The organism is Streptococcus sp. HMSC057G03 (genome assembly GCF_001808745.1).
Taxonomy (GTDB): Bacteria; Bacillota; Bacilli; order Lactobacillales; family Streptococcaceae; genus Streptococcus; species Streptococcus parasanguinis_Z.
Genome location: NZ_KV794417.1, coordinates 1 through 26,845 on the forward strand (window position 1 = coordinate 1; position 26,845 = coordinate 26,845).

General features: G+C 40.4%; 25 protein-coding genes and 1 other RNA gene. 5 read left to right on the forward strand and 21 right to left on the reverse strand.

Going from position 1 to position 26,845, the window contains the following annotated elements; all coding sequences use genetic code 11:
* Positions 1-167 precede the first annotated feature (167 nt).
* The 3 genes from hpf to HMPREF2686_RS01555 form a co-directional block, all read right to left on the reverse strand.
* Positions 168-710, reverse strand: a complete 543-nt coding sequence (gene hpf, locus HMPREF2686_RS01545; protein WP_049483460.1) for a ribosome hibernation-promoting factor, HPF/YfiA family — start codon at positions 708-710, stop codon at positions 168-170.
* 81 nt (positions 711-791) lie between these two features.
* Positions 792-1,457, reverse strand: coding sequence for a ComF family protein (locus HMPREF2686_RS01550; RefSeq protein ID WP_070448982.1), 666 nt, complete (start codon positions 1,455-1,457; stop codon positions 792-794).
* Entirely contained in the window at positions 1,454-2,752 is a 1,299-nt protein-coding gene (locus HMPREF2686_RS01555; RefSeq protein WP_070448983.1) for an ATP-dependent helicase ComFA, read from the reverse strand. Before HMPREF2686_RS01555 ends, HMPREF2686_RS01550 begins: the two co-directional genes overlap by 4 nt.
* A gap of 55 nt (positions 2,753-2,807) precedes the next feature.
* On the opposite strand from HMPREF2686_RS01555, the gene HMPREF2686_RS01560 reads away from it, so the two are divergent.
* Both HMPREF2686_RS01560 and cysK read left to right on the forward strand, forming a co-directional pair.
* Positions 2,808-3,449 (forward strand): YigZ family protein, encoded by a 642-nt coding sequence (locus tag HMPREF2686_RS01560; RefSeq protein ID WP_070448985.1) that lies wholly within the window; start codon positions 2,808-2,810, stop codon positions 3,447-3,449.
* A 123-nt stretch (positions 3,450-3,572) separates the two neighbouring features.
* Complete coding sequence (gene cysK / locus HMPREF2686_RS01565) at positions 3,573-4,496, forward strand: cysteine synthase A (RefSeq protein WP_070448987.1); 924 nt, start codon at positions 3,573-3,575, stop codon at positions 4,494-4,496.
* 49 nt (positions 4,497-4,545) lie between these two features.
* Here cysK and HMPREF2686_RS01570 read toward each other — a convergent pair whose 3' ends face one another.
* The 13 genes from HMPREF2686_RS01570 to HMPREF2686_RS01630 all read right to left on the reverse strand — a co-directional run bounded on the left by HMPREF2686_RS01570 (position 4,546) and on the right by HMPREF2686_RS01630 (position 18,850).
* Positions 4,546-4,911, reverse strand: a complete 366-nt coding sequence (locus HMPREF2686_RS01570) for a S1 RNA-binding domain-containing protein (protein ID WP_049496180.1) — start codon at positions 4,909-4,911, stop codon at positions 4,546-4,548.
* Position 4,912: 1 nt separating this feature from the next.
* Positions 4,913-6,313 (reverse strand): bifunctional Cof-type HAD-IIB family hydrolase/peptidylprolyl isomerase, encoded by a 1,401-nt coding sequence (locus HMPREF2686_RS01575; RefSeq protein ID WP_070448989.1) that lies wholly within the window; start codon positions 6,311-6,313, stop codon positions 4,913-4,915.
* Positions 6,314-6,357: 44 nt separating this feature from the next.
* Complete coding sequence (locus HMPREF2686_RS01580) at positions 6,358-6,990, reverse strand: response regulator transcription factor (RefSeq protein ID WP_021154562.1); 633 nt, start codon at positions 6,988-6,990, stop codon at positions 6,358-6,360.
* Positions 6,987-8,003, reverse strand: a complete 1,017-nt coding sequence (locus HMPREF2686_RS01585; protein WP_021154561.1) for an envelope stress sensor histidine kinase LiaS — start codon at positions 8,001-8,003, stop codon at positions 6,987-6,989. Before HMPREF2686_RS01585 ends, HMPREF2686_RS01580 begins: the two co-directional genes overlap by 4 nt.
* Positions 8,000-8,695 (reverse strand): cell wall-active antibiotics response protein LiaF, encoded by a 696-nt coding sequence (gene liaF / locus HMPREF2686_RS01590; RefSeq protein WP_021154560.1) that lies wholly within the window; start codon positions 8,693-8,695, stop codon positions 8,000-8,002. The genes HMPREF2686_RS01585 and liaF overlap by 4 nt, the downstream gene beginning before the upstream one ends.
* 116 nt (positions 8,696-8,811) lie before the next feature.
* Positions 8,812-10,683, reverse strand: coding sequence for a Stk1 family PASTA domain-containing Ser/Thr kinase (gene pknB / locus HMPREF2686_RS01595; protein WP_070448991.1), 1,872 nt, complete (start codon positions 10,681-10,683; stop codon positions 8,812-8,814).
* Positions 10,680-11,420: a Stp1/IreP family PP2C-type Ser/Thr phosphatase gene (locus HMPREF2686_RS01600; RefSeq protein ID WP_070448993.1), complete on the reverse strand. Its 741-nt coding sequence runs from the start codon at positions 11,418-11,420 to the stop codon at positions 10,680-10,682. The genes pknB and HMPREF2686_RS01600 overlap by 4 nt, the downstream gene beginning before the upstream one ends.
* Before the next feature lie 21 nt (positions 11,421-11,441).
* Complete coding sequence (gene rsmB, locus HMPREF2686_RS01605; protein WP_070448995.1) at positions 11,442-12,755, reverse strand: 16S rRNA (cytosine(967)-C(5))-methyltransferase RsmB; 1,314 nt, start codon at positions 12,753-12,755, stop codon at positions 11,442-11,444.
* Positions 12,745-13,680 carry a methionyl-tRNA formyltransferase gene (gene fmt, locus HMPREF2686_RS01610; RefSeq protein WP_070448998.1) on the reverse strand — a complete coding sequence of 312 codons (936 nt, stop codon included), beginning with the start codon at positions 13,678-13,680 and terminating at the stop codon, positions 12,745-12,747. The genes rsmB and fmt overlap by 11 nt, the downstream gene beginning before the upstream one ends.
* An 11-nt stretch (positions 13,681-13,691) precedes the next feature.
* Entirely contained in the window at positions 13,692-16,100 is a 2,409-nt protein-coding gene (locus HMPREF2686_RS01615) for a primosomal protein N' (protein WP_070449000.1), read from the reverse strand.
* A gap of 63 nt (positions 16,101-16,163) precedes the next feature.
* Entirely contained in the window at positions 16,164-16,478 is a 315-nt protein-coding gene (rpoZ, locus tag HMPREF2686_RS01620) for a DNA-directed RNA polymerase subunit omega (RefSeq protein WP_003010339.1), read from the reverse strand.
* A gap of 25 nt (positions 16,479-16,503) precedes the next feature.
* Positions 16,504-17,136, reverse strand: coding sequence for a guanylate kinase (gene gmk / locus HMPREF2686_RS01625; protein ID WP_003012545.1), 633 nt, complete (start codon positions 17,134-17,136; stop codon positions 16,504-16,506).
* A gap of 106 nt (positions 17,137-17,242) precedes the next feature.
* Entirely contained in the window at positions 17,243-18,850 is a 1,608-nt protein-coding gene (locus tag HMPREF2686_RS01630; RefSeq protein ID WP_070449002.1) for a ribonuclease Y, read from the reverse strand.
* Between the two features lie 233 nt (positions 18,851-19,083).
* Here HMPREF2686_RS01630 and HMPREF2686_RS01635 point away from each other — a divergent pair, with 233 nt between their 5' ends.
* Positions 19,084-19,566: an S-ribosylhomocysteine lyase gene (locus HMPREF2686_RS01635; RefSeq protein WP_049474465.1), complete on the forward strand. Its 483-nt coding sequence runs from the start codon at positions 19,084-19,086 to the stop codon at positions 19,564-19,566.
* A 229-nt stretch (positions 19,567-19,795) separates the two neighbouring features.
* Here the strand turns inward: HMPREF2686_RS01635 and HMPREF2686_RS01640 are convergent, their stop codons facing one another.
* The 5 genes from HMPREF2686_RS01640 to HMPREF2686_RS01660 all read right to left on the reverse strand — a co-directional run bounded on the left by HMPREF2686_RS01640 (position 19,796) and on the right by HMPREF2686_RS01660 (position 23,770).
* Entirely contained in the window at positions 19,796-21,214 is a 1,419-nt protein-coding gene (locus HMPREF2686_RS01640) for a cell division site-positioning protein MapZ family protein (RefSeq protein WP_070449004.1), read from the reverse strand.
* Between the two features lie 11 nt (positions 21,215-21,225).
* Positions 21,226-22,383, reverse strand: a complete 1,158-nt coding sequence (locus tag HMPREF2686_RS01645) for a THUMP domain-containing class I SAM-dependent RNA methyltransferase (RefSeq protein WP_023920295.1) — start codon at positions 22,381-22,383, stop codon at positions 21,226-21,228.
* A 66-nt stretch (positions 22,384-22,449) separates the two neighbouring features.
* Positions 22,450-22,815: RNase P RNA component class B (gene rnpB, locus HMPREF2686_RS01650), an RNA gene on the reverse strand.
* A gap of 16 nt (positions 22,816-22,831) precedes the next feature.
* Positions 22,832-23,173 (reverse strand): cell division regulator GpsB, encoded by a 342-nt coding sequence (gpsB, locus tag HMPREF2686_RS01655; protein ID WP_049496141.1) that lies wholly within the window; start codon positions 23,171-23,173, stop codon positions 22,832-22,834.
* 69 nt (positions 23,174-23,242) lie between these two features.
* Positions 23,243-23,770 (reverse strand): SLOG family protein, encoded by a 528-nt coding sequence (locus tag HMPREF2686_RS01660; RefSeq protein ID WP_023920293.1) that lies wholly within the window; start codon positions 23,768-23,770, stop codon positions 23,243-23,245.
* A 64-nt stretch (positions 23,771-23,834) separates the two neighbouring features.
* Between HMPREF2686_RS01660 and recU the strand changes: the two genes are divergently transcribed.
* Together recU and pbp1a are read left to right on the forward strand one after the other, a co-directional pair.
* The gene (gene recU / locus HMPREF2686_RS01665; protein ID WP_003010355.1) at positions 23,835-24,428 is read left to right on the forward strand and encodes a Holliday junction resolvase RecU; all 594 of its coding nucleotides are present in this window, start codon (positions 23,835-23,837) and stop codon (positions 24,426-24,428) included.
* A complete protein-coding gene (pbp1a, locus tag HMPREF2686_RS01670; RefSeq protein WP_021154545.1) occupies positions 24,429-26,543 on the forward strand; it encodes a penicillin-binding protein PBP1A in 2,115 nt (704 codons plus the stop codon).
* Positions 26,544-26,845: the final 302 nt, after the last annotated feature.

A 26,845-nucleotide genomic window follows, 5' to 3' on the forward strand; every position in this document is an offset into this window, starting at 1 on the left:
CGCGCGACAACTATATTAGTATATCATGACCTCTCCTTACTGTCAATACTTTTTCTTAAAAAAATTTATTTTTTTGAAAGTTTTTTATTTATATAAAAAATCAGGAGCACAAATGCTCCTGATTCTTCTATAATTTATTTGATGTTTTCAATCTCTTTTTTTGATCTCTATTCTTTTACTTCCAATAGACCGATGTCTCCATCTTCTCTACGGTAGATCACATTTGTTGTGTTATCCTCTGCATCACGATAAATGAAGAAATCGTGTGCTAATAGATCCATTTGAAGGATCGCTTCATCTAAATCCATTGGTTCTAGATCAATTGTTTTTGAGCGAACAACTTTTTCTGTGGTTGCTACTTCTTCTACAACTGCATCGGTAAACAATTTACCTGCACCAGATTTAACACGATTTTTCTTTTCGATTTTTGTTTTATTCTTACGAATTTGACGTTCAATTTTATCTACAACTAGATCAATTGAACCGTACATATCTTGAGAGACATCTTCTGCACGAAGTGTGATAGATCCAAGCGGAATGGTTACTTCTACTTTTGCGGTCTTTTCACGGTAAACTTTTAAGTTTACTCGAGCGTCTAGCTCTTGATCTGCCTGAAAATATTTTTCAATCTTTTCGAGTTTAGAAACGACATAGTCGCGAATGGCTTCTGTTACTTCTAGGTTTTCACCACGGATACTATATTTAATCATATTAGTACCTACTTTCTAAACATTATGTTTTTATTTATATGTATATTATAACGCTTTCATAAAGTTTTTGCAAATCTTTTTTTACCTTGCGATTGAAAATGTCTTTATTTCTTTCACACCTTTTTCAATTAGTAGGTGCTTCATTAATTCGATTGTTTTGCCCGTTGTGTAGATATCATCGATGATTAGATATTTCTGCTTTTCTGAAATTTCTCCTTTTAATTGAAAGTGCTGAGAGGTTTTTAATCTTTCTTCTCTTGTTTTTTTTGATTGGGCTAAAGTGTCTTCTTTTTGGAATAGACTGTTGTACTTTATCTCTGCAAAATCTAGTATAGTCGATACTTGATTGAATCCTCTCTTCTGATTTTTTTCATGGCTGATTGGAGTTGGTATTATCGTATAGCTTTTATACTTTTTCAAGGCTTTTTTGATGTCACATCCAAATACCATTCCTAATAAACGATCTCCTTCAAATTTATATCTCCTGAAATAGTCCTTCATTGCTGCATTATATTTATATAATGCTTCATGTTCGACTATATTCCCCTTTTGTATCCAGTATTCGCAATCTTTACATACTTTCTCCTCTTTATCTTTATAACATCTAGGACAATGGATTTCGCCAATTTGTTCGAAGTCTTCTTTGCATTCTTTACAAATCCATTCTTCTTGTTGATTCATAAAAATAAGGTCTGTGAAATGTTCACCAGTTTTCAACTCTTTAGTACAAAGCAAGCATTCTTTCAAAATCCAGCCTCCTGATTCATTTCCTTTATTTCTTTGATCGCTTTCTTCATTTCTCGTGTTATTCCATCTGATAGAAAAAGTAGTTTACCTGTTGGTCTTTCTTTACTTCGACCGACTCTTCCTGAAATTTGTACGAGAGCACTTTTAGTAAATAATTTGTGATTACTTTCTAAAACAAAGACATCTACAAACGGAAAAGTCACTCCTCTTTCTAAAATTGTTGTAGAGACTAGCATGGTTATGGCTCTGTTTCTAAACTCTTCTACCATTCGTAGACGGTCTGTTGTCTGTGAGGATACAAAACCTACTGTTTCTTTGGGAAAGTATTTTTTTAAGTTCTCAGTGAATTGTTGTCCTAATTCTATTTCAGATACAAAGATTAACAATGGGTAGTGAGTCTGTCTTTGTTTCTTAATCAGTTGCAATAGTTCGTAAGGGATTCTTCCTTTTTCTATTTTTTCTCTAATTTTCGGCACCCATTTTATTTCAGGGACCACTAGCGGGTTCCCATGAAATCTTCTTGGAAGACTATAACGAATGATTTCTTTTTTCTTGACCTTTTTATCTAACTCATCTGTAGAGGTTGCTGTTAAATATAGGGTATTCCCCTCTTTTTTTATTGCATTCTGAGCTGCTTTATATAAGATTGGATTGTCTACATAGGGAAAAGCATCTACTTCATCTATAATAAGGAGATCAAAGGCCTGATAAAACTTTAGCAATTGATGGGTTGTAGCGATCACCAAAGGTGTTCTAAAATAGGGCTCCGATTCTCCATGAAGTAAAGAGATGGGGCAGGAAAAATCTTCCTTCATCCTTCCGTACAGTTCGATACAGACATCGATTCTTGGGGTAGCAATACAGACTGCTTTTCCTGCCTTGATCGCTGTTGCTACAACCTGATACATCATTTCCGTTTTTCCAGCTCCTGTCACAGCATGTACCAAGGCATGTTTTCCTGCTTTAACTGCTTGGATAAGTCCTTCAGATACCTCTTGTTGATAGGAAGTCAAGGTCCCTTTCCAGTTTAGCACCTCTTGACCTTCAAAGTCTCGCTGTGCAATAGTATAAAGTTTTTGATCACTCCGGATCCTTCCCAATTGGATACAGGCTCTACAATACAGCACCTCCTCACTCAACTTCCAAAGTTTCTGATCAATCAAACTGCCACATCGAAAGCAATGGTACCTTCCATTCTCTTTTTCTATAGCTGGAAGTTCTTGGGCAATTTCTTTTAGATCATTTGTCATTTGACTCTCTGTTAAGAGTCTTCCATAAGAATCTTCTATCTTCATACTTATTAATTCGCAAAAGTTGGAGAAAATCATTCTTTTTTTGTAAAATAAGAATATGGAATATGTTACATTTAAAGAGAACGGCACTGTTCAAGAAGAAATCAAAAAATCGAAATTCATTTGTCATGTTAAACGCGTCTCTTCGGAAGAGGAAGCTAGAGATTTTATCAACGCGATCAAGAAGGAACACTACAAGGCCACACATAACTGTTCTGCCTTCATCATTGGAGAACATAGCGATATTAAACGGACTAGTGACGATGGCGAACCTAGTGGAACAGCGGGTGTACCGATGTTGGGAGTTTTAGAAAATCATCACATCACTAATAGTTGTGTTGTGGTTACCCGCTATTTTGGAGGCATTAAATTAGGTGCTGGAGGTCTGATTCGTGCATACGCTGGAAGTGTGGCTCAAGCAGTTCGAGAGATTGGACTGGTAGAAATCAAGGAGCAAGTGGTTCTTGGAATCACACTTTCTTATTCCCAATACCAAGAGTTTGCTAATTTCTTAAAAGACCATCAATTGGCGGAACAAGATCCGATGTTTACAGATCAGGTGGCGACAACTATTTTTGTAGACAAAGAAGACACCAATTCTATCACAGCAGCTTTAGTCGAATTTTATAATGGGAAAGTCCTTATAGAAGATCAAGGAATTCGCGAGGTTGAAGTACCCCTACTTTCTGTAGAAAAATAATCAAAGAAGCTATCGGCAACGATAGTTTTTTTTTATCACACCCATAAAATTTCTATATTTTACATTCTTCCCACAAGGGACTATACTGGTTAGTATCAAGAAAACCTAGAACTGAGGTATATTATGGCTATTTATGAAAATATTACAGAATTGATTGGGAACACTCCGATTGTCAAATTGAACCGTCTTGTTCCTGAAGGAGCTGCAGATGTCTATGTCAAACTCGAAGCCTTCAACCCTGGATCATCGGTTAAAGACCGGATTGCTTTGAGCATGATTGAAAAAGCTGAAGCGGATGGCTTGATCAAACCAGGTGATACCATTGTCGAAGCAACTAGTGGGAACACAGGGATTGGCTTGTCATGGGTCGGCGTAGCTAAAGGCTACAAAGTTGTGATTGTCATGCCTGAAACCATGAGTGTGGAACGTCGTAAAATCATCCAAGCCTATGGAGCTGAACTCGTTTTGACTCCTGGAAGTGAAGGAATGAAAGGCGCTATCGCTAAAGCTGAAGCAATCGCTGCAGAAAGAAATGGCTTCCTTCCTCTTCAATTTGAAAACCCTGCTAACCCAGAGGTACATGAAAGAACAACAGGACAAGAAATCGTTGATGCCTTTGGAAAAGATGGTTTAGATGCTTTTGTCGCAGGTGTTGGTACTGGTGGTACTGTTTCTGGTATTTCTCATACTTTGAAAAAGAATAATCCTGCTGTCAAAGTCTATGCCGTTGAGGCCAATGAATCCGCAGTCCTTTCTGGCGAAAAACCTGGACCACATAAAATCCAAGGGATTTCAGCTGGTTTTATCCCAAATACTTTAGACACTAATGCATATGATGGTGTTCGTCGCGTATCTTCAGAAGAAGCTTTCGAACTTGCACGCGCTATCGGTGGAACTGAAGGATTCTTAGTCGGTATCTCAAGCGCAGCTGCTATCTATGCTGCTATTGAAGTCGCAAAAGAATTAGGTAGCGGTAAAAAAGTTCTTGCCCTTGCACCAGATAATGGGGAACGTTACCTTTCCACTACTCTTTACGAATTTGAATAACTCACTATACCAAAAAACTTCGGTAGGTTTCATCAACCTATCGAAGTTTTTATTTTTTTTCTTGTTTGCTAAAGAATGCTTTTCCTTCTTTGACCCAGGTTGGCATCTGTTGAGCTAAGGGAGCAAAACCACTTTTGTTGCGGTCATTTGAAAAACGATGGTGTCGAATACTTCGTTGCGGCGTTTCTTCTAAGGTTCTCAAAGAAAGACTGGCTTTCTTAGAATATTCATCAACATCGATGACTTGGACAAAGACTTTCTCTCCAATCGAAAGAATATCATGAATATTACTTACATAGCCACTTCGAATCTCTGAGATATGAATCAAGCCTGTGACACCCGACTCTAGTTCAACAAAGGCTCCATAAGGTTGAATGCCTGTGATGGTTCCTTCTAACTTATCTCCAATTTTCATTTTAGTCCTCAATTTCGATGGTTTGAATCACGACATCTTCTACTGGCTTATCCATCATCCCGGTCTCAACAGCCGCGATCTCATCCAACACAGCAAAAGAAGCTTCATCCATCAATTGTCCAAATACGGTATGGCGTTGATCTAGGTGAGGAGTTCCCCCTTCTGTCGTATAGATTTCAGCAATTTTTTCAGGCCAGCCACCGCGGACCAATTCCTTTTTCGAATATGGAAGATGTTGATTTTGTACAATAAAGAATTGGCTGCCATTTGTGTTTGGTCCAGCATTTGCCATTGAAAGGGCTCCGCGAATATTGTACAATTCTTTTGAAAATTCGTCTTCGAAGCTCTCCCCATAGATGGATTCGCCACCCATACCTGTACCTGTTGGATCTCCCCCTTGGATCATAAAATCTTTAATAATCCGATGGAAAATGACACCATCATAATAGCCGGACTTAGCAAGAGCTACAAAGTTTGCAACTGTTTTTGGTGCTTGATCCGGGAACAATTGAATGTTCATCTCACCGTGATTGGTTTTGATCACAGCGACAGGACCGTCAACCGTAGCAAGTTCTAACTGTGGTAATGTCAATTCTTTTTCAACCATATTTAACTCCTCTAAGGCATAGAATATGCCATCTTCTTCTAAATTCTTAGTGATATAATCAGCTTTTTCTTGTAACTCTGGAGCAGATTTTCCCATTGCGATACTAATTCCAGCATAATCAAACAGTTCTAGATCATTTAATCCATCCCCAAATACTAAAACATTCTCTGGCTTCAAGCCCAAATGATTTACAAGATGAGAAACTCCTGAAGCTTTTGAAGCTTCAAAGCGAACAACATCTGACGAATGGGGATGCCACGAAACTAGGCGCAAATCCTCTTGCAAAGAAGGGGGCAACTCTAGCTCACTATCCTGTTCATCAAAGGTCCACATTTGGAAAATAGGTTCTTTCAGATGCAGATCTGGATCTACAGGTAAGTTGGGATAAATGATGTCAATAGCATCACTGATCAAGGGTGTCCGATTAGACAGGGCAGCTTGATGACTAGCCACTAACCCATAATCAATCTCGGATTTTTTGGCCCAATCTACAAAAGAAGAAACGATTGCTTCATTGATTGGTGATTGGTAGATCACAGTTCCTTTTGTATCTTCTATATAGGCACCGTTTAAGGTTACCAGAAAATCCGGCTTTAAGTCCATGATTTCAGGAACAACCCCAAAAATCCCTCTGCCGGTTGCAATCCCTGTTCGGATTCCTTTTTCTTTCAACTGATGAAAGACTTCTTTGACAGATTCTGGGATCAATCCAGTTTCTTTTGCACGTAATGTATCATCAATATCAAAAAAGACGATTTTAACTTTTTTGGCTTTATAACGTAATTTTGCGTCCACTTGTCTCCCCCTTATGATCATGCTCTATTATAGCATGTTTCCCTTTAAAAATCTTCTTGATTCACCAGATGGTGTCGGAAGGCATAGACGACTGCTTGCGTCCGATCACTGACTTCTAATTTGGATAAGATGTTGGAGACATGGGTCTTCACTGTTTTTAAAGAAATGAAGAGTTCATCTGCTATTCGTTGATTTTCATATCCTTTCGTCAATAAAGCCAGAATATCTCGTTCTCTAGCTGTCAAATCATCATGCAATTCAGCATGGTTCTTTCGTGACTCAACTTTTTGACTAACTTCTGTCTCAATTGCAAATTCTCCCTTTGCAACCTTTCTGACAGCCTGTAAGATCTCAGTTGCTGACGAGGTCTTTAAAATATATCCTTTTGCACCGGCATCTAAGACAGGGTAAATCTTTTCGTTATCTAAATAAGACGTCAAAATGACAATTTTAGCTTCCGGCCACTCTTTTAGGATGGCTAGAGTCGCATCGATTCCATTTAGCTCTGGCATCACAATATCCATGATGATGACGTCTGGTCTTTCTTTCAGCGCCAACTCCACCCCTTCTTGCCCATTTTTCGCCTCTAAGACTTTCTCAATATCGGTTTGCATGGACAAAAAGCTTTTCAATCCCAATCGGACCATTTCATGATCATCTACTAATAATACTTTCATACAGTTTCCTTTTCATTTTTATCTTTTACAAGGAGGGGAACACGAATATCTACAGCCACTCCCTTTTGAGGACTCGTTCTTATTTTAATGGTCCCCGCCATGTCTTCTACACGTTCTTGAATATTTTTCAACCCATAACTCAATCGTTCCAATTTTTCCTGCTCAAAGCCGATTCCATCATCCACCATCCGTAAATGAAGTTGTTTTCCTTCCTGATGCAAAAAGACATCCATTTGTTGAGCTCTAGCATGTTTCAAGGTATTGCTGACAATTTCTTGGACGATTCGAAATAGATGTTCTTCCATATCTTTTGGAATGCTCACGTCATTATGATGGAAGACAACTGTTAGGTTACTCTTTTCCTTCAATTCTCTAAAAATCATCTCCATACCTTCTACCAAACTTTTTCCTTCCAATTCTGTAGGACGAAGATGTAAGAGCAAGACGCGTAAATCATTTTGGGCTGTCCCTAGAATATCTGACACACCATTTAGTTGCTGCTGGATCTGACTTTTCTCTAACTCAAGGGCCTGTGCTGCCACTCCAGATAAAATCATATTGGCTGCAAACAACTCTTGACTAACCGTGTCATGTAGATCACGCGCAATTCTCTTACGCTCGATTTCCACAATTTCTTCCTCATTTCGCATCACACGATTTTCACTTTTTTGTAAATTTTCTTCTAGTCGAAGCAATTTGCTGTCCAATAAATCTAACTGTTGATTCAATTCTTTGGGGGCAATTTCTTTTCGCTGTGAAGCAGTCAGGATCGCTTCTACCTTTTGTTGTACTGCATGAACCGTTACAAATTGCGTGATTTTAATAATTAAGATAACCAAAGCCGTCAATGCAAGCGTCAGACTAAAAATCAAAAATAGGAATGATTGAAGCAAGGAAAGATCTGAGAGAAGTTTGCCCCACTGAAAACCAACAAAATGGAAAATGGTATGACAAATGACCGCAACCACCATTAGGGAATAGAAATACAATAGGAGATAGTCTAATTTCTTCATGCGCGAAACACCTCAACATCCCCAACAATACCAACTAACACAATTTTTACAGAACGGTGCGATCTCCGATAATGTGCCGTTTCAATATCTATGGTTTCATTCCTCATTTTACGGACAGGAAGATCCAAAAACTTCAGATCTCCATACAAGGTGTTAATTTGTAAATGCAATTCCAAATCAATCGGTAAGATAATTTTTGTATTTCCAAACCCTTTCCGAATGATCACTACATTGTCCCAATTGCAAATGGCTACCTCCTCTAAATGGAGGGTGTCATTCCCAAAAACTCGGATCACATTCAGATCTCGATACCCTCGACTTTGCTTTGAAAAATGTTGTAAATCACCAATCCATCGAGTTTTTTCCTGACGAATTTTCGTATCCTCTTCAACATCAAACACAACTGCTTCATTTTCCTTATACATATAAGGGTAAGCAATCAATAAACCATAAACCACCGCAAATAAAATGGCTGCAATCACAAAAGGATTCAGCATCACGATAAAAAACAAGAGCACACTCAGCGCGATTAATAGAAAATTCGCTTTTTGTTTGCCAAAATAGTAATACAAAAGGAGCAAAAAGAGAACCATCAAGACAACAAATCTGGAAAAATCGATTGATAAAATGGTGATCGCTGCTAATGTTAACAAAACGGCTTCAACGAAAATAAAAATTTGTATTTTCCACATAGTCTACCTCATCTTTTCCTATTTTATCAAATTTTTCCTCATTTGACTTCCGTCTGTGGTTGGATAATAGCAGACAATCAAAAAGACCCAGAAATCCATCTGAGTCTTAGACTGATTTATGAATCTCCACTAGTTGCACTACTGCTTGAACTTTCTGTATCTGATCGTTCACCAGAGGATGAACTAGATGTATCAGAACTTGATGAGGCTTTCGTACTTGAAGAAGCTGTCACTTTAGGCTCATATACAGTCAAAACAATTCGTGTTCGGTTAATATCCACCGTACTCGAAACTTCTGGAGTTTGACTGACAATTTGACCGGCAGAAACAACTACCCCATCAGGGAGATGTTCTGTTTTTCTTAATTCGATATTGGCTTCTTTAATACCATAGATCTCAATCAAATTACTTCTAGCAAAATCATAAGTTGATCCAACATAGTTTGGCATTTCAATTGAAGTCGTTTCTTTCGCTACTTTCAAAACAATCTTAGTTTTTGAATTCAGAGAATATTGCTCTCCTGGAGCTGGAGTTTGTTCAAGAACTGTCCCTGCAGCATAATCGAAGGTCTCAACTTCTTCAATCGTGATCATTTTGCTTGATACTTTATAAGTATTTTTCAAATCTTCTTCTGCTTTTGCCCGTGTTTCACCCACGTAATTTGGCATTTCAAAGCTGTTTGGTCCTTTTGAAACAATCAAATCAATTCGACTTTGTTCTTTCTTTTGGGCCCCTGCATTTGGATTGGTTCGAATGACATAGCCTTCTGCAACCGAATCACTGTACTCTTCTTTCTCTTCACCGACTTGAAGGTCTTGTCCCTCAATAACCGCTCTAGCTTCGGCAATGGTTTTGCCGGAAACATCTGGAACGGTTTTATTGGCTGGGCTCATATACAACAAGAAAGTAAAGGCAGCAAGAACTAGGGCAATGGCAACAAACAAGACCTTGTAGCGCGCCCGCAAGCGTCTTCTTGGCTTTTTACTTGGTGCCATGGTCTGCTGGTCAGATAATGGTCGATTAGGATCTACCGAACTGATTTCACTGCGTACCTCAGAGATTGGAACAGGAGCCGTTTTTGGAGTTGGACTCACTTTTGGAAGAGTCTTTGTATCAGCTTTCGATTGATCTTCAAAAATCAGTTTTTTCTCATTTCTTCTCTCGTAGGACAAGCAACTTGAAAGGTCCACATACATCTCTGCCACTGATTTATAGCGATCCGTCAGTTTTTTAGCTGTCGCTTTGATCACCACATTTTCTAAAGCTTGTGGAACATTCTTATTTTCTTCACGAATAGAGGGGAGTGGCTTTTGAAAATGCTGCAAAGCAATTGTGACTGCACTATCTCCATCATAAGGAATGTGTCCTGTCAACATCTCATAGAAAATGATCCCCATAGCGTAGATGTCACTTTGCACTGTAGCTTTTGAACCACGCGCCTGCTCAGGGGACAAATAATGAACCGACCCCAACATCGAGTTGGTCTGGGTCAAGCTAGTCTCTGCAAAGGCCACTGCAATCCCAAAGTCTGAAACTTTTGCTGTTCCATCTGGTGTCAAGAGGACATTCTGTGGTTTTAAATCTCTATGGATAATGCCACGCGTATGGGCAAGGCGCATAGCTAGAAGGATCTGCCCCATCAAACGAACAGCTTCTTCATTTGATAAAGGAGCATTTTCTTTGATATAGCGTTTCAAGTCTAAACCTGCAACATATTCCATTGCAAGGTATTGTTGTCCTTCTTCTTCGCCAATGTCTGTAATCCGAACGATATTTGGATGGTCCAGCTCTGCCATCGCCTTTGCTTCACGCTGAAAACGCGCAACCGCAATGGGATCCGTCTGGTAATTCGTACGCAGTACCTTGACTGCAACTTCTTCCCCATCTAAAATCAAATCACGCGCAAGATAAACATCTGCCATCCCGCCGCGCCCAATTTGTTGGATGATTTTATATCGCCCGGCAAAAATTTTGCCGATTTGAATCATGCTGCGTCCTCCTCAGTAAAGTGGAGCAGTACAACAGTGATATTATCCAAGCCTCCAGCATTATTGGCAAAACGAATCAAGGTTTGAGCTTTTTCTTCCAGTGAAACATCACTCAAGACAATATCTCTGATTTCATCCGGGCCAATCATATTAGTTAAACCGTCACTATTGATCAAAATATAATCATCTGCTTCAACCGTCACCAAACCATAATCCGGCTCTAACTCATCTTTTTGGCCAATGGACTGAGTGATGATGTTACGTTGAGGATGATGGGCTGCTTCTTCCTCTGTAATTTGACCTGCTCGCAAAAGAGCATTTACAAGAGAATGGTCACTGGTCAACTGCTGGTATTTGCCCTGACGAATGAGGCCAATCCGTGAATCCCCAACATGGGCATAAATCACTTGTCCTTCTACAAAAGCCAAAGCTTCCAATGTCGTTCCCATTCCTTTGTGCTCATCATCTTGCCCAGCTAAATGGATCCGACGGTTCACAGCTTCTAAATGTTCTGCAAACCATTCCCGTACTTGATTAACCGTCTCGATCTCAGAAGAAACCCAAGCCGCACCTAAGTCTGTGACTGCCATTTCACTAGCAATATTTCCGGCACGGTGTCCTCCCATACCATCAGCAAGTAAAACCATAGATTTTCCTGCCTTGTTTTTATATTGATTTGCATAGTCTTGGTTATTTGTCCGTCTTTGACCTACATCGGTTAAGATCGTAATATCCATACTGTCAGTTTCCTCCTGATATTATGAGATTCTCTTAAAACGACTGATAAAGAAGCCGTCGCTTCCATATAATTCGGGTGTAATAAGGATACAATCATTTTTAAGAATATCTTTTCTTTCGTGATCCAATGGGACTTGTTCGAAATTTGGATGGTTTTTCAAAAATTGGTCCACCACTTCAAAATTCTCTTTACCCATAATTGTACACGTACTGTACACTATTATACCACCTTTACGCACACTTTGACAAACACTATCCAGAATGGCCAATTGAATAGCTTGTAAAGATACAAAATCTGCACTCTCTTTATTGTACTTGATATCAGGCTTTCTCCGTATCAAACCAATCCCTGAACAAGGCGCATCCACCAAAATTTTATCGAAAGCATCAGGTCCAAATGTTTCAAAGACTTTTGTCGCATCTAACTTCTTTGTCAAAATTTTGTCCGCAACATGGAGTCGATTAGCATTTTCTTGAATCAATTTGAGCTTATGGTCGTAGAGATCCAAGGCTGTGACTTTCCCAGTTGTGAGATAAGAAGCCAGGTGGGTTGTCTTTCCACCTGGCGCCGCACAGGCATCTAAAACCCACTCGTCTCCTTGCAAATCCAAAGTCGGTGCCACCAATTGGCTGGACTCGTCTTGAATAGTAATGCGCCCTTCTTTAAACAAGGAGTGCGCCGCAAAGTGTCCCTGCTCTTTCACGAGAGCGGACGGAGCAAGTAGAGAGGAGGTTGCTTCGAGCAACTGAGCCAACTCTTCTTTTTCGTCCAGATCAATCACACGAATACTGGATTTATTACGCTGATAGAGACTCTTAAAAATAGCGCAAGCACGTTCTTCACCGTATTCTTCGATCAGTGCTTTGATCAACCATACAGGTAGGGAATACTCTACCGAATAACGTTTGTTCTTTCGCTTGATCGTATCAATAGCTGGTAGCCCCTCGCGGAGGAGCTTTCTAAGAATAGCATTGACAAACTTCTCACTGCCTTCTTTACGACGTTTTGCTATCCGGACAGCTTCATTGACGATGGCATGATCGGGAATGCGGTCTAAATAGACAAGTTGATACAAACTCATCATCAAAAGATAATAGAGCCAAGGATCTAATTTCGTCCGGTCTTCAATTACGTGGGCGAGATACCACTCGAGTGTTATCTTCCGTGCTACAGTACCGTATACAACTTCCGTAACAAAGCTTCTATCTTTATCTGAAAGTTGAGAGTGTTCTAGCGCTTGATTTAGTGCAATATTAGAATAAGCTCCCTGTTCAAAAACCTCTTCTAACACTCGAACGATCTGTTCACGCGCATTCATTTGTTTAATTTCCAAAGTGATCTCCTACTTTCAATTGACGGCCAGCGCCATTCAAAAAGTCTGTGATGGACATTTTTGGTTTTCCTGCCGGCTGCACAACTTTGAGGGACAATGCGCCTTCTCCTGCAGCGACCAGCAACTCTTTTTTGGTCAAAGCAATCACTTCTCCTGGATTTCCATTTCCTTCGCATAGCTCTGCTTCATAAACTTTAAAGCGTTGCCCATTTAATAACGTATGAGCGACCGGCCAAGGATTCATCCCTCGGATCTGATTAAAGACTTGGCGATTGGTTTTGGTCCAGTCCAAAACCTCTTCTTCCGGTAAAATATTCGGTGAAAATGTGACCAAACTTGGATCTTGTGGACTTGGCTTGATCTCCCCTGCCAGGTAAGCTGGCAAAGTATCTAGGAGTAAGTCACGTCCAAGGACTGCCAATTTTTCAAACAAAGTTCCCACATTGTCCTCATCTAAAATTGGGAGAGAACGAGCTGCAATCATGTCTCCGGCATCCATTTCCTTGACCATTTCCATAATTGTAACCCCAGCTTCTTCGTCACCATTGATCAGGGCATAGTGAATGGGAGCTCCACCTCTATATTTAGGCAATAAAGACGCGTGGACATTCACCGCAAACTGGAAGTTCTCCAACAATTTTGTCGGTAAAAATTGTCCAAAAGCAGCGGTCACAATTCCATCTGCATCTAGTGATAAGAGAGTTTCCATTTCTGGACTACCCGATAATTTCTCCGGCTGAAGAACCGGTAGTTGATGTTCCAAAGCTACCTGCTTCACCGGGGTCATTCGAATCTCTTTTTTGCGACCTACTTTACGGTCTGGTTGCGTCACAACTGCCAAAATTTCATAGCGCGAATCTGCTAACAATCCCTTTAAAACCGTCGCTGAAAAATCAGGCGTTCCCATAAAAATTAATTTTGTCATTTCTTTCTTCCTTACATAAAACTTTGAGGTTCATTATCAATACTGACACGTAGATCTTGGTTGCCTCTTTCTTGTGTAAATTCTAAGATTTGATTCAAGACCTGAGTCATGCCTTCTTCGAAACGATATTTCACAATGATTTGATAATGATACAAATTATGTGTGCGTGCAATTGGTTTAGGTGTTGGTCCTAAGATTTGGACCTGATCAGATAAGCCAGATCGGAGAATTTCCATGACCTGATGTGACTTCTCCATCACAATTTCCTCACTCTTATGGGATAGGGTTAACCCAACTGTGAAGTAATAAGGCGTATAGCCTAACTGCCGGCGAATCTGCATTTCATAGGCAAAAAAACCTTCATAATCTTGGTCTTTGGCAAATCGAATCGCATAATGATTGGGGTTATAGCTTTGAATGATAACCTCTCCTTCTTTCTCTGCTCGTCCGGCCCTTCCTGCCACCTGAGTCAAGAGTTGAAAGGTTCTCTCAGAGGATCGATAATCCGGTAAATTTAAAGAAGTATCCGCATTCAAGACACCCACTAAGGTCACATTTGGAAAATCCAACCCCTTCGCAATCATTTGCGTCCCTAACAAAATATCCGCTTCTCCATTCCCGAAAGCATCTAATATTGCTGCGTGGCTCCCTTTTTTTCGGGTGGTATCCACATCCATGCGCAGAATTTTAGCTTCAGGAAAGATCTCTTGTAATTCATCATAGGCTTTTTGCGTTCCTGTCCCGTAATAACGAATAGAAGGACTTTGGCAATTTGGACAGTGTCGAGGAATCGCTTTACTATAGCCACAATAATGACAGTTCATGGTTTTAGTATCCATGTGGAGGGTCAGTGAGATGTCACAATTGGGACAAGTATCTACAGTTCCACACTCGCGACACATGACAAAGCTGGAATAACCACGGCGGTTCAACATCAAGACAACCTGCTCTTTTTTCTGCAAGCGATCAGCAATAGCTTCCACTAGAACCGGAGTGAAATTACCAGCTTCATTTTGGCCAATATAATCACGGAAATCAACGACTTTAACTTCTGGAATTTTGGCTGCCGGATTGGCCCGCTGGGTTAGACGAATTAATTCATAAACCCCTTTTGTTGCACGAGCTCGCGATTCTAAACTTGGTGTAGCAGATCCAAGAAGCAAAACTGCTTGATTGTACTGAGCCCTTAGGACCGCGACTTCCCTTGCGTGGTAGCGCGGATTACTATCTTGTTTATAGGATGCCTCGTGCTCCTCATCAATGATGATGGCTCCGATGTTTTTTAAAGGAGCAAAGATTGCTGAGCGCGCTCCAACGACTACCTTAGCCTCCCCACGTTCAACTTTCCGCCATTGATCATACTTCTCACCATTTGATAAGCCCGAGTGTAGAATGGCTACTTCCTGACCAAAACGCGAGATAAAACGGTCTGTCATCTGTGGTGTCAGGGAGATTTCAGGGACCAACATGATAGCTGTTTTTCCCTTATTTAGAACTTCCTGAATAATCTGCAGATAAACTTCTGTTTTCCCACTTCCAGTCACACCCTCTAATAAAAAAGGCTTTGATGTTTTCCCAATTTGAGAAACTACTGTTTCGACAGCTTTTGCTTGCTCTGAATTTAAAAGCAGAGCCTGGGTCTGTTCTTTGCCTTCATAATATGCAGCCGCCCGATTCACTTCTCGTTCTGTTATTTCTAAAACACCCTGATCAATAAAATAAGCCACTACTTCTCGTGAAAATTCCTGATACAATCCTGCTAAGGGTTGCTCCCCTTGCTCTAGTAACAGGCGCTCTTTCAATGCGAGCCTTTTTTTAGCTCTCTCTGATGGTTGAAGTTCTTTTAATCCTTCCAGGTTAACGCGATACCGTTTTTCTGTTTTAATTTGTTTCTTATCCTTGGCCTTGTATTCAAGTAGCAAATCTCCTTTTCTGACCAACCGCATCACTTGGGCTTGATCGGCCGCATCTAGAGAAGAAAAAGAAACTTCATTTTTTTCACCAAAAAGTTTCACTTTGAGAGTGGGATCTAAAGAAGGTTGAGGATACAAAATCTTATCATAACTTGAATTGAGGAGAGAAGGAAGCATGGTTTTTAAAATCGTAATCTTATATGAAAAAACACTTTTTCGTAATTGATCTGCCAACCAGAACTGCTCTTGATTTAAGACCGGAGTGTAATCCAAGACCTCCACAATTGCTTTTAATTCCTCGCTTGTGTCTGCCTCTTCTAAAACATCTACCACAATCCCTTGAATGAGGCGATTCCCTTTACCAAAGGGGACATGAACTCGCATACCTGCCTCTACCATATCCTCAAATTCTGATGGAATCTGATACGAATAGGGTTTATCTGTCTGCATCAATGGGACATCTACGATGACTTTTGCTATCACTTTTTCACCTCCAGCCTCTATCATATGAGCTTTACTTTATCACGGAACCCTTTAAATAGCAAAAAATAAGATTGAGAAGCCCCAACCTTAAATTTTTTCACCATCTTCTTTTTCTTTGGCAATTTGTTCCTTAATTTTGCGCTCTTCTTCTTCTTTGCGAATCCGCTCTGCTTCAATCCGACGACGAAGCGCTTCACGTTTTGCTTCTGGATCCGGGTGAACAACTACGTTTCCGGACTCAATTTCTTCAAGCGCTTGTAATGTTGATTTGACTGATTGGAATTCTTGAGTTGGTACTGCACCACTTTCCAATTCGTGGGCCCGTTTTGCCTCAAGAATGACCAATGAATATTTTGATGGTACTTTGTCAAGCAATGTATCAATAGAAGGTTTTAACATCATATTCCTATACCTAATTTCTAATTATTTATCTCTTCACAATAGTTTGTGTTTTTGGTAACATATCCAGATAATGGCCAATGACACGGTCTACACGGAAATGCTCTGCTTCGATCACACGTTTGACACGCTCAGCAGCAAGAGGAACCTCGTCGTTCACAATGGCGTAGTCATATTCACGCATCATGGCGATTTCTTCTTTTGCTTTTTCAATCCGTTGCGCAATAATTTCTGCACTATCTGTCCCACGACCCACTAATCGATCCTGCAATTCATCCAAATCAGGCGGAGTTAAGAAAATAAAAACTGCATCTGGAACTTTCTTCTTTACTTGAAGTGCACCCTGAACTTCAATTTCAAGGAATACATCGATTCCTTTGTCCAAGGTTTCATTCACATAGGTTAAAGGAGTCCCATAGTAATTTCCAACGTACTCAGCGTACTCCAACATTTGCCCTTGACGGATCAAATCTTCAAATTCTTCACGTGTACGGAAAAAATAGTCGACACCATCCACTTCACCTGGACGTTGTGCACGCGTCGTCATCGATACAGAATACTGAAACTGATTGTCAGAGTTTTCAAAAATTTCTCGTCTGACCGTTCCTTTTCCAACCCCCGAAGGACCAGAAAATACGATTAATAAGCCACGATCCGCCATGATTTCTCCTTCAATGTCTTTCTATCTAGTGTAACAAAAATCGGCCTAATTTTCAACTGATTTTTTCATTCAAAAAGCTTGAGATGCTAGATCTCAAGCTTTTCGTTTATTTTGCGTAATCTACTGCACGCAATTCTCGAATAACGGTAACCTTAATGTTTCCAGGATATTCAAGATTGGACTCGATCTTCTCACGAATATCATGAGCCAAGATCGTCACTTTATCATCCTTGATTGCCTCAGGGCTAACCATAATACGGATTTCACGACCCGCTTGAAGGGCGAAACTTGTCTTAACTCCTTCAAAACTATTTGCAATTTCTTCAAGATCTTGCAAACGTTTGATGTAGCTTTCAAGTGACTCACTTCGTGCTCCAGGTCGAGCTGCACTCAAGGCATCCGCTGCAGCGACAATAACTGCGATGACACTTTCTGGTTCCACGTCACCATGGTGACTAGCAATGGTATTGACAACCACTGGGTGCTCCTTGTACTTCCGTGCCAATTCTGTCCCAATCTCGACGTGGCTTCCTTCCACTTCACGGTCAATCGCTTTACCGATATCATGTAAGAATCCTGCACGTCGTGCCAAAGTAGCATTTTCACCCAACTCGCTAGCAATAATACCAGAAAGTTTGGCAACTTCAATGGAGTGACGCAAAACGTTTTGACCATAAGAAGTACGGAATTGCAACCGTCCCATGATTTTCATCAAATCTGGATGGAGGTTTGGTGCACCGATTTCATAGGCAGCAGCCTCACCGTATTCACGAATACGATTGTCAATTTCCTGACGGTTCTTCTCAACCAGCTCTTCGATGCGGGCTGGATGGATGCGACCATCTTTGAGAAGGCTCTCCATTGTCATACGGGCAATTTCACGACGAATCGGATCAAACCCTGACAAGGTAACCACCTCTGGCGTATCATCGATAATCACATCGACACCTGTCAAGCTCTCAAAGGTACGAATATTGCGCCCTTCACGACCGATGATGCGCCCTTTCATACTATCATCTGGCAAATGAACCGTTGAGTTTGTTTGCTCAGCAACAAAATCACCAGCCATTCGCTGCATGGCTTGCACGAGAATGTCTTTTGCAATTTTATCAGAACGTTCTTTCACTTCCAGTTCTGCTTCACGAATCCGCGATGCAATTTCTTTTGAAAGTTGCTCTTCCGTCTGATTCAAAATAATGTCACGCGCTTCTCCTTGACTTAGAGCAGCGACACGTTCCAGTTCTTCTACTTTCTTGTGTTCAAGCTCTTCCAGCTGTTGTTCACGCGTATCAATGTGTTTAGTTCTATCTGTAAGACTTTGCTCTTTGTGTTCAAGAGACTGTTCTTTGCTTGTTAAAATGTCGTCTTTGCGATCAAGATTGCTAGCACGTTCTGCCAAACGGTTTTCCAATTGCTTCAATTCTTGTCGTTCTGACTTAAACTCAGCATCGACCTCTTCACGATATTTTCTGGCTTCTTCCTTTGCCTCCAAAAGTGCTTCTTTTTTAAGTGAACTTGACTCATGCTTAGCTTCTTTTAATATTAAATCAGCTTCGCGTTCTGCTTGTCCACGTAAATTCGTTGCTTCTTGTTCAGCATTTAAAAGGGTGAGTTCCGCAGCTTCTCTTGAAGCTTTCATCTTTAGAGCAGTTCCCACATATCCAATGACTAAACCAATGACCGCGGCAAAAACACCTGTAATTACAAAATTCATGCTTTTACCCCAAATCTATTTAATTAGTTGAATTAAAAATTCCTTTACATTTTACCATAAATTACTAAAATTAACAATCTAAAAAAACAGGAAAAACCTTTTATATTTTTGCTTGACCCTTATTCTTTTATCCACGTTTCTTTCATGAAATACCTGTGAGAAATTCATCTATTTCCACTTTGTTGAATCTGCTTTTTATGCTATAATCAAGAAAAACAAAGAAGGATTTGAGTATGACAAAAGAAGTAATTGTTGAAAGTTTTGAATTGGACCACACAGCTGTGAAGGCTCCCTATGTACGCTTGATTGGTGAGGAAACTGGACCCAAAGGAGACATCATCTCCAATTTTGATATTCGTCTGGTGCAGCCCAATGAAAATGCGATTCCAACGGCAGGACTTCACACGATCGAGCATCTTCTTGCGATGCTCATTCGCAAACGCATCGATGGTATGATTGATTGTTCCCCATTTGGATGTCGCACCGGTTTTCATATGATCATGTGGGGACAACATTCGAGTACGGAAATTGCTAAAGTAATCAAAGATTCTTTAGAAGAAATTGCATCTGTCAGCACTTGGGAGGATGTTCCAGGCACAACTATTGAGTCTTGTGGAAATTACAAGGATCACAGTCTCTTCTCAGCTAAAGAATGGTGTCGCCTGATCCTAGATCAAGGAATCTCAGATGATCCATTTGAACGTCATCTTGTTTAATACGAAAAAGAGGCTGGGACAAAAGTCCTAGCCTCTCAATTATTTTTGGATTGTTGATCAAGACGCAGTGGTTGAGTGGGCTCTACTACGCTGATTTCATCAGCTTTTACAGCCCTACTCAACTGTGCGGAGGCGGGACGACGAAATCGAATTCTAACGAATTACCGATTTCTATCCCACTCTCTTTTTTATTGTCATTTTTCCCAGAAAGGGGATGTCTGATCAAGCATTAATAATCCAGAGCATCTGAATGACCTTTCCCGTTCCCTACGAAATAACCAGTCTTGGCATTGATACTAAAGAGATAGGTTCCGTCTGGTTTGAAGAGGTTGTAATAGCCATTACCATTAATGATATTGACACGCTCTAAAATGTATTGATTGCCAGTGATATGTCCACGTTTACGAGCAATGTTCAATACTTTTTCAAGAATACCATCACCAAACACCCAAGCTGGGTTATTGACATCATTGATAGCTACTTGGTTATACGGAACACGGCTTAGGTTTCTCTGAAGTGGAACACCATCGCTCGGAAGACCGTACCCTGAATAACCTGGACTTGCAGTTCCTGCACTACCTGTAACAGCATTGACAGCTGGGGCCGTAGGCGTTGCTGCTTGAGCTGGGGATGCATTAGAAGTATCTGTACCACCTGTCCCTGTCACTGGTGCCGGTGTCGCAACTTGTTGTGAACGTCCTTGCGCAACCGCCTCATTCAATAAGCTATCTAATTTTTCATTGCCTGTCTTTGTTTCTGCAAAGGTCGCATCACTTTTCGCTTTGGCAGTTGCATCAAGAACTCCATCTTTGATGACTGGAGAACTAAATTGAGAATTCACTTTTTGAATGGCAGAAACTTGCTTCACAAGGTCTTCATATTTTGTTTTAGCCGCATTATAATCACTGCTTCCTTCTAATTTGTCCAGCAGTTTCTTCAGATTTTCCAAGTCTCCGAATTTATCATTTTTAAGAGCACTTTTTGATTCATCTACAAAAAAGGCATCGTAGGCTTTGGTAAACTCTTCCAATTTTTGAGCCTGTGTTTCACTGCTACTTGATTTAGAAGTAGAAGATGACTTGCTAGATGAAGACGATACAACAGTTGTACCACCAGATTTTCCACGACTGTGCATCCAGTTATAGGTCACAAAAATGGCCGAACCGACAATCGCAAGACCTAATGCAGAGTATAGAACCGCTTTGATTCGTTTACCCGCATTGCTTGGTGTTTCCTCAGGAAGTTCCTCAGCTTCTACAATTGGTTCAGTTGGTGTGGGACCAAATTTAATCTTAGCAGGTAATTCAGTTGAGATAGCATCCATTTCAGGCCTTTGTTCCAAGACCGTTTCCGTCACTTCCGGCGCCTCCACTGCTTCAGCTACTTCAGCAACTGTTTCTGTAGCTGCCAACTCTTCAGCTTTAGCCAATTCTTCTTTGGCCAAAATTTTTGTATCGTATTTTTCAGCTTCAATTTCTGCTCGGTGTTGTTTGATGTATTTGTCTAAGACATTATCACCTTCAGTGACACCTGCCTCGATTTCTTCTGCTTTTCGATTGGCCTGCCCAATCGTCATCTCTTTAGCATCTTCAAACTCTAAAATTGATTCTGTTTCTTGCTCTAATGGCTTTTTATCCTTCTCTGTCATAAAAATCCTTTCTATGCCTTAATCTGCCGTTTTACTCGTTCCCCAAAATATTGGTAGAGATCAACTTTTAGGGTTCCGTTATAAAGTTTTCGTTTTTTATCTGCTTTACTACCGAATTTAGATTCAAAACCTTCATCACTGGTTAAGATAAATTTACTCCAGGTTTTGAGAGGTGCAAATACGTGCCCCATTTCAGTATACAATTTCGTCACACCTTCATCATCGGATAAGCGTTCTCCATATGGAGGGTTGGAGATAATCACCCCGTTGATCTTATCTGAGTGAAGATCTTGGACTCGCATCTGTTTGAAAGTAATGTCACTGCTAACGCCCGCTTTCTGGGCATTTTCTTTGGCAATCTCAACCATCCGTGCATCGATATCGGTTCCCATAATATCCAATTCGATCTCGCGATTGATTTTTCTGCTTGCTTCTTGACGGACTTCATGAATCAAGCGATCATCCATCCAGTTCCATTCTTCAAAAGAAAAGGTCCGACGTAAACCAGGTGCCATATTTCTCGCAATCATCGCTGCCTCAATACAAAACGTTCCAGAACCACATGTCGGGTCAATCAAGGGTTTATCTGGATACCAGTTTGACAGCAGAAGAATTGCTGCTGCCATATTTTCCTTAATAGGGGCTCCCCCTTTTTCAGTCCGATAACCACGTTTGAAGAGGCTACTACCAGTGGTGTCAATCAAGACAGTGGCTTGATCTTTAAGGATCGATACTTCAATCTTGAACTCTGCCCCATTTTCCATGAGAGGAACACCTTCTGGCCGGGCATAATGTTTTTGTAACTTTTTAACCACTGCTTTTTTCGAAATGGCCTGAACGCTAGGTTCATTATGAAGTTTTGATTTGACACATTTAGCCTTAGAAATAGGAAAACGTGCTCCTAAAGGCAAATAATTTTCCCAATCCAAAGCAAAGACACCTTGAAAGAGTTCTTCGAAGGTTTTGGCTGGAAAAGTCCCAACCACAATTTTCACTCGATCAGCCGCTCGCAACCAGAGGTTGGTTTCTATGATTGCTCGACGGTCTCCTTGAAATCGAACCCGTCCATTTTCAACCTGGCAATCGTAGCCAAGATCGCGTAGTTCTCGACCAACAACAGCCTCTATACCAGCAGCGGCCGTTGCAATCAATTCAAATTGTTTTTTCATCTTATTCCTATCACTTTAAAAAAGGAGGTTGAGATCTCTCTCCACCTCATCAACCTATATGCAATTTTCTATAAGCCATGTTTTGTTCCAGAAATGACTAGGTACCATTTCCTTTGATAATCATCTGTCTACTGTTTCCAGTCAGAATGCTATGTTCGTTTCCACGCATTCCATGCCCCGACCAAAGTTTGGGTTGCTAGCTTGAGGGGTTTACCGCGTTCCACTTTTTAGGTTTCCCTAAAAACTACGTCACTGTGGCACTTTCAGAGTTACTAGAGCTTATCCTTAGACTTAGCTCCTTCACTCGCCGTAACTTGAATACCAAGTCCCTAGGCTTATGGATTCACCTAGCACAAACACTACAGGCATCACAGCCTGTGCTAGCATGGACTTTCCTCATGAGAATATTCTCTCACGCGATTATCCAAAAATTGCACAATCTATGGGATTAATAATCGCGATCTACGATCTGTTTCCCAAAAACTTCTTTTTCCAAACGATTGAGACGTTTGAGAATATCAAAGTTCGTCGCTGTTGTCACTTGCGGGTATTCTTGCGTAGCAGTGCTAGCAATCGGAGATGTTTGTGGTGTTTCCTGTGCTTTTTGGGCAAGTTCTTCACGAAGGCGTGCGTTTTCTTCACGCAATTCCTTCACCAAAGCAGCATAGGTTTCATAGTCTTTTATGACATCATCCAAAAATTCATTTACTTCATCTTTATTATAACCACGAACTTCTCGTTTGAAATCTTGATCAAAAATATCTTTCGCAGTAAAAATAATACTCGCCATTACTCTCTCCAATCTAGTTCATCATCTCAATTATATAAAAAAATGGTAAGAAAAATCAAGGTATAACACTTAGTTTTCGTAAAAATTTTCAGCAAGTTCATTTAAGTCATCAAAACTTAATTGTTTGACATAAAATGGTTCTTTTTCTACCATCATTTTGTAAAGATATTTTAAATTGGTTTCATTTTCTGGATCATAAAAAACATAAGCTCCATCCGCGTTATCTATCAAAAACTGATTGTATTCTTTTAGTTGACCCGGATTGCTATAGTGTGGATAGGCATATTTCACGAAATCCACCTGTTTGAAGCGTGCTAATAATTCCTGATTGCTTTCATTCCAATTTTCGCCAACATTCTCAAATAGGAAGATCGTCGCCATTTGAAAATCGTAATCTTTTTTTAATGCAAAGGCGACCTCTAGTACCCAAGCCTCAAATCCCAAATTACCAGAAAAGACCAGCCATTTCACTCCTTCTTCAAATAGACGACGAAGATCTCTTTCAATGGCTTTTTTGATAATGGTCAGTCGAGGGTCTTTATTGGAAAAGACGCCCACATCAAAACTCTTATAACCTGCAACAAGTATGGTATTCATTTTTTCCTCATTATTCTAATTTATGATATAATAGAGTGATGTAATTGTACCAATAAGGAGAACTATGGTCAACTATCCACATAAAGTAGCCAAAAAAACCTTGGTCTCTACACAAAGGAAACATCCAGTCGACTTTGCGAATCGTGGGATGACATTTGAAAAAATGATCAATGAAAGCAATCAATACTATCTTTCTCGAGGTCTAGCAGTCATCCATAAAAAACCAACACCGATTCAAATCGTGAAAGTGGATTATCCACGTCGCAGTCGGGCAAAGATTGTTGAAGCCTATTTCAGGCAAGCCTCAACGACGGACTATTCTGGAGTATACAAGGGACGCTATATCGATTTTGAAGCGAAGGAAACACAGCAAAAGCAATCCATGCCGATGAAAAATTTTCATCAACATCAAATCGATCATATGGAGGCAGTTGTTCAGCAAGGCGGTATCTGTTTCGTTCTCTTGCATTTTGCAAAGTTGAGTGAAACCTACTTACTTCCTGCTCCTGCATTAATTCACTATTACAACATCGATCATGGTAGTAAATCCATGCCCCTCTCCTATATTCAGGAGCACGGCTTTCTAGTAGATAAGAATCGTCTTCCAAGCGTTCCTTATCTTGATATTATCGAACAGAAACTTCTAGGCGGTATTTAAATGAATAAACAAACAGTCATTCAATGGTTGAAATATGTTGCCATCGCAGCCATTTCATTTTTCTTACTTTTATTTGTCCTCGGTGGACTGATATTTAGTTACTATGCTATGAAAGCACCAACCTTGTCTGAAAAAGATTTGGTTGCAACAACATCTAGTAAGATCTATGACAACCAAAATAACTTGATCGCGGATTTGGGAGCTGAGAAACGAATCAATGTCACAGCCAATGAAATCCCTACTGATTTGGTCAATGCTATCGTTGCGATTGAAGACCACCGTTTCTTCAATCACCGTGGGGTCGACATCATTCGGATCGGCGGTTCCTTCCTTCACAACTTACGAGGAGGAAGTCAAGGTGGGTCAACCTTGACGCAACAATTGATCAAGTTAACCTATTTCTCCACTTCAGCCTCTGACCGTACCCTCTCTCGTAAGATCCAAGAAGCTTGGTTAGCAACCCAACTAGAAAAGAAAGCAACCAAACAAGAAATCTTGACCTATTACGTCAATAAAGTATTTATGGCGAATGGGAACTACGGAATGCAGACAGCTGCGAAAAGTTATTACGGAAAAGATCTAAAAGATCTTTCGCTCCCTCAATTGGCACTCCTTGCGGGGATGCCCCAAGCACCAAACCAATACGATCCATACTCCCATCCTGAAGCAGCGCAACAGCGCCGAAACTTAGTATTAAAAGAAATGCTCGATATGAAGACCATTTCTAACAAACAATACGAAGCAGCGGTCAATACACCTGTTACAGATGGTCTGCAAAGTCTCAGTTCTTCAAGCAGTTACCCAGCCTATATGGATAATTACCTAAAAGAAGTGATCGAGCAAGTCGAAGAAGAAACGGGCTACAATTTGTTGACAACCGGAATGGATGTCTATACAAACGTGGATACAGAAGCTCAAAAGAAACTATGGGATATCTACAATACAGATGAATATGTCAATTACCCGGATGATGAAATGCAAGTAGCTTCTACCGTTATTGATGTCAATACTGGTAAAGTCATTGCTCAGCTGGGTTCTCGTCACCAATCCAGCAATGTTTCCTTTGGTACAAACCAAGCGGTTGAAACGAACCGTGACTGGGGTTCAACAATGAAACCAATCACAGATTACGCACCAGCTCTTGAACATGAGGAATATACCTCTACAGCAGCTACTACAACAGATGCGCCATACAACTTCCCTCATTCATCAACGCCTGTCTACAACTGGGACCGTTCATACTATGGTAGCATGTCCATTACCTACGCAATTCAACAATCTCGTAACGTGCCTGCGGTGAAGGCCCTGGAAAAAGTTGGTCTTAAACAAGCTAAGAAATTCCTCAATGGATTAGGGATCGATTACCCAGAAATGGTTTACGCCAACGCTATCTCGAGTAACACTAGCGATTCTAGCAACAAATACGGAGCCAGCAGTGAGAAAATGGCAGCTGCCTATGCTGCTTTTGCCAATGGCGGTACCTATTACAAACCATCCTATGTTAGTCGGGTTGTCTTTAGTGATGGCACAACCAAGGAATTTGAGTCCGAAGGAACTCGTGCAATGAAAGCAACAACTGCCTACATGATGACAGATATGATGAAGACAGTTCTCTTGTCTGGTACCGGTACAAATGCTGCCATTTCGGGAATCTACCAAGCTGGTAAGACAGGTACATCAAACTATGCTGATAACGAAATCGGTAAATTGACAAAAAATGCTTATTCAAATATTGTAACACCGGATGAATTGTTTGTAGGCTACACTCCTGAATATGCCATGGCAGTATGGACAGGTTATTCCAATCGCTTTACACCAGTATTGGATAATGGAATACAGGTCGCAACGGATGTCTACCGTCAAATGATGCTCTATCTTGCTAATAATAATAACTCTGGTCATACGGATTGGACGCAACCAAGTGGACTGTATCGAAGTGGTTCTTATCTCTACTTAAACAATGGTAAGAACAACTACAATAACTACTACTATGAGCCAAGTTATTCCACTGATCAGTATTCGTATGAAGAACCATCGTCTAGCTCTTCGAACGAAGAAAATCAATCTAAACCATCTGAGCCTTCTTCGCAAGACTCTAACAATCATAACGAATAATAGAATGGAGAAGTCGGGCTTTTGCCCGGCTTTTTTTAAAACAATGGTTAAAAAACCAGAACGAATAAAATCTGATTTATTTAGTTAGACTTCCCAGCTTTTTTATTTTTGAGTATATAAAAAAAAAAGAGCCTTTCGGCTCTTATTAGAATGTAGACAAACTATTTTAAAGCAAAATAAGTTAAGTGATTCTGCAAAAAACAAAATTGAGTTCCAATATTTAAATCGATTTAAGAAAATACTGAAACTTTCCGCTGTGAGAAAAGTGCTTGAAACGTTATTGTTTCAGGCACTCGGAATTA